Annotated in this window: 1 protein-coding gene; it reads left to right on the top strand. The window is 68.7% G+C overall.

Features of this window, described 5'->3' with window-relative positions; genetic code table 11:
• Window positions 1–21: 21 nt before the first annotated feature.
• Window positions 22–745, top strand: a 724-nt coding sequence (locus tag GWK61_RS54915; RefSeq protein WP_194922347.1) for a PIG-L deacetylase family protein, incomplete at its 3' end; no start/stop codon positions are given.

Below are 745 nucleotides of genomic sequence, written 5' to 3'. Positions count from 1 at the left end.
ATCGAGCAAGGAGTACGGACCATGGCTGAATCCCGTGACGCACTGCTGGTCGTCAGCGCGCACGCCGGTGACTTCGTCTGGCGCTCGGCCGGCGCGATAGCCCTGGCGGCCGAGCGCGGAGAGCGCGCCAAGGTCGTCTGTCTGTCCTACGGCGAGCGCGGCGAATCGGCGAAGGCATGGCTGGCCGGCAAGCCGCTCGAGGAGATCAAGGCGATCCGGCGTGCGGAGGCCGAGGCCGCGGCCTCGGCCCTCGGCGCCGAGATCGAGTTCTTCGATGCCGGCGACTACCCGCTGTCGGAGAACGCCGAACTGGTGGACCGGCTCGTACACATCTACCGGGACGTACAGCCCACGGTTGTGCTCACCCACACCCTGGCCGATCCGTACAACGGCGATCATCCGGCCGCCGCGCGGATGGCCATGCAGGCGCGGATCCTCGCGCAGGCCATCGGCTACCAGGCGCCGGGCGACGTGCTCGGCGCGCCTCCGGTGTTCTCCTTCGAGCCGCACCAGAGCGAGCAGTGCGACTTCAAGCCGGACGTCCTGCTCGACATCACGCCGGTCTTCGAACGCAAGCAGAAGGCCATGCAGTGCCTGCCTGCGCAGCAGCACATGTGGGACTACTACACCGATCTCGCTAAGCGGCGTGGCGTGCAGTTGCAGCGCAACGCCGGCCCGAACCTCGGGCTCGCCCACGACACCCGCGCCGAAGCGTTCCAGCGTCACTACCCGCAGACGGCCAAGG

It is taken from the genome of Catenulispora rubra, assembly GCF_015356825.1.
Classification (GTDB): domain Bacteria; phylum Actinomycetota; class Actinomycetes; order Streptomycetales; family Catenulisporaceae; genus Catenulispora; species Catenulispora rubra.
This window is presented reverse-complemented; position numbering and strand designations above follow the sequence as displayed.